Raw genomic sequence first — 2,858 nt, forward strand, 5'->3', positions numbered from 1 at the left:
CAATCTGCTCAAAACGCAGACTGGACGCCATCGCAAAAACCGTCAATCAAATCGCCAAAACCCAGAAATTACCGGCCAAGCACATCAATCAAGGGTTCTTCGATCCCTCCAGGTGTTGTTGTTCCTGACAAAACATTCGTGCCTGTCATCGCAAACAAAATTGCGAATTAAACAAAAAACACCCGGCGCTTTTTTGTGCCGGGTGCCCTGACTGTAATTAAGTAATCCTATTAAGCTGTAAAAATTTTTCTTATTTTTTATATGCCATAAATTTTTGAAAAACTTCAGAAACGGTAGTCGAAATAATAACACCTATACATATTACGCTAATAGTTTTTATATCTGAATGAAATCCGCCCAAGCTCAGCAATAATGTTGTTGCTGCTGCGGGAGGATGATTTGCTTTACAAAGGCCCTGCCCCAAGACTGTCAGGGATATCGCCAGGACACTCGCAGCCATACGGTTCCAAGTAATGTGGTCAATACTCATAGCAGCGGGGGCTGCCAAAGCGTCAAATATCCACAAAGAGAACACCGCAGCAATGATCCCGATTGCATGCCCTGCCAGTGTGTTCCAAACTCTTGAAGCGTCCTGTTGTGGCGTAACAATATGAATAAAAATAGTTGGCCCCAAGCTAGGAAAAAGCAATGGGTAATGCGTAAAATATGCTAATGCCCCCATGACCCCTGTAGAGACCAGAACGGCAAATGTTTTAAAAATTATTTCCAAAACCATAAAAGCCATCAGATTTTTTAGCCGTAAGATAGAAAGTATTGTTATACAGTCAGGACGGTTTTTTCCCTGTGCAGTTTCCTCCATCCGGCCAACCGGTGCTGGATGCCTGCGCTGTTGTGCCAGAAAACACGTCAAACCCTTTAATTCGCGCTTTAGAGGCAAGCATGGCAATGTAGTTCTGCACGCCCTGCTTCCAACTACTATCTTCAAGGAAAATCCGAATACGCTGTTTTTCTTCTTTATTTAACGCTTCGACCTTTAGCTCAGCGGAAAACTTTTTTAAAAGCTGCACAATATGCACGCCATATCGTGTTTCTATCAGACCATCATAGAATTCACCTTCTTGGACAGTTTGAAGGGCTTTCCTGAACTCTGGCAAAAGATCTTGCTCTTGCATTATGCCTAAATCCCCCCCTCTACTGGAGGAAGGACATTCTGAATAACGTGCTGCTACTTGTTCAAAATCTATGGCGTTATTTTTCAGGTGGTCCAGAAACTCTTGCGCTCTTTTTTGCGCTGTTTCCACTGAACCCGGCATAGATTTGTCTGCATATACCAAAATATGCCGCACATGCATGGCGGGACCAGCCTGCATATGGGCAATATTGGACGCACTCCAGCGCTCAAGCTCATCATCCGTTGGTGTTGGCACCTCGACCTCCCGCTCTAGCAAAGCCTGAATGAGCGCTTCATCGGTCAAACTGTCTCCGCTCTTAGTGTCGAGCTTTTTCCGGGCTTCATCAAGCAGGAGTGTTTTTACCACCAGCGCTCTTGCGGCATCATTCCGTTGCGCCTGAAGAGACGCTGTTTTGTGGTGCGGCATTTCTGCCTGAACATCCTCCAATGAAATGGCGGTGTCATTTACAAAAATTGTGTGACCGGTTTGATTGGGAGAACTCATCATGTTCGGGGCTCACGTCTCATCATTAGCGACATGGTGGTTCTGGCGGACAATCTGCCACCCCGGCCGAAAAACGTACCAGATAGGAGCAGAGATAACATGCACCAACCGGGTAAACGGCGTTAGCAGAAACAACGTCATGCCGGTTACCAGATGTAGCTTGTAAACCCACGGGATAGTGGTGAGCAGATTTGGCAGGCCTGACCGGAATGTCAGAACACCCCGGCACCATTCCCCTAATATTTCCATTGTGTGCCCGTCTGAATGCATCATGGAGTGTGGCAACCCAAGAATTCCGAGCCAGAGTTGCGCATAGACAAACAGAAGAATGAATAGATCAGTTGGGCGGCTGGTGGCCTTGACGCGCTTGTTAAAGACACGGCGGTAAATAAGCCCTGCGCCACCAACAGCAGCGAACACTGCAAACACACTTCCGGCACCGACAGCCAGCAACTGGTGGGCGTGAGCACTCAGGCCCAGCATCTCAGTCAGTTGGGGCGGGGTCAGAAGCCCCGCAGCATGGCCCATCATCAACCCCAGCACACCAACGTGGAAGCTATTACTGGCCCACTTCAGGGTTTTTCTTTCAAGGAACTCACTCGACTCAGCGCGCCATGAAAACTGGCTTCTATCGAACCGCGCCCAACACCCGATGACAAAGACCGACAAACATAGATACGGATAGATTTGGAACAGAAAGTACTCGACCCAGTTCATGCTCTTGCTTCCACATGATCCTTGCCTGAATAGCCAGTACACGCTGCGCTACATGCCGCAGGTGAGGAGGCATGATCGAACGTGACAGGTTTTTCTTCATACCGCATATCAAGGGTTGCGGGATCATCCATCACGGCTGTGTCTCTTAAATGCGCGTGCACAACTTCTTTGTCAGGAAGACGTGTGGATTCTTCCTGTAAAATTTGGAAAATACCAGAATATATAGACCGCCTTTCTTGAAGTCTTCTGTTCAGAACTGCAAGAATATCCACTATTTCTGTCAGAAGCTCCTGTGTTTTCTGAGGGTCACACACAGACGCATACTCTAGATAGGCGGGAAGAAAGTCTGGTAACTCGTTCCCCTGCAAATCCAGACCGGCAGAACGATATTCCTCTAAGAGCCTGAATCAGAAAGCGGTTTGATTGATTTTTCGCAGAACTCTGCGGATATGGGCAATCATCAACCATGCGCAGGATGACGAGATTGTTGTCTCGACATCCTTC

Annotated in this window: 4 protein-coding genes and 1 pseudogene; all 5 read right to left on the reverse strand. The window is 47.6% G+C overall.

The features are described from left to right. Positions 1–250: 250 nt before the first annotated feature. Positions 251–820: an HPP family protein gene (locus tag GOB85_RS18550; protein WP_173578844.1), complete on the reverse strand. Its 570-nt coding sequence runs from the start codon at positions 818–820 to the stop codon at positions 251–253. Next, entirely contained in the window at positions 786–1,640 is an 855-nt protein-coding gene (locus GOB85_RS18555) for a peptidylprolyl isomerase (protein WP_034927381.1), read from the reverse strand. The genes GOB85_RS18550 and GOB85_RS18555 overlap by 35 nt, the downstream gene beginning before the upstream one ends. 9 nt (positions 1,641–1,649) lie before the next feature. Beyond that, positions 1,650–2,354 carry a respiratory nitrate reductase subunit gamma gene (gene narI / locus GOB85_RS18560; protein ID WP_035366587.1) on the reverse strand — a complete coding sequence of 235 codons (705 nt, stop codon included), beginning with the start codon at positions 2,352–2,354 and terminating at the stop codon, positions 1,650–1,652. Next, positions 2,351–2,626: a hypothetical protein gene (locus tag GOB85_RS18565; RefSeq protein WP_240471316.1), complete on the reverse strand. Its 276-nt coding sequence runs from the start codon at positions 2,624–2,626 to the stop codon at positions 2,351–2,353. Before GOB85_RS18565 ends, narI begins: the two co-directional genes overlap by 4 nt. 135 nt (positions 2,627–2,761) lie before the next feature. Further along, positions 2,762–2,858 (reverse strand): annotated as a pseudogene (locus GOB85_RS18570) (IS5/IS1182 family transposase); the annotation flags it as partial.

Source organism: Acetobacter fallax (genome assembly GCF_011516735.1).
Lineage (GTDB): Bacteria > Pseudomonadota > Alphaproteobacteria > Acetobacterales > Acetobacteraceae > Acetobacter > Acetobacter fallax.

Excerpts from the sequence above, each read along its gene's own strand:
- GOB85_RS18550 (WP_173578844.1), bottom strand. The coding sequence starts at position 820 with ATGGAGGAAACTGCACAGGGAAAAAACCGTCCTGACTGTATAACAATA.
- GOB85_RS18555 (WP_034927381.1), bottom strand. The coding sequence starts at position 1,640 with ATGATGAGTTCTCCCAATCAAACCGGTCACACAATTTTTGTAAATGAC.
- narI (WP_035366587.1), bottom strand. The coding sequence starts at position 2,354 with ATGAACTGGGTCGAGTACTTTCTGTTCCAAATCTATCCGTATCTATGT.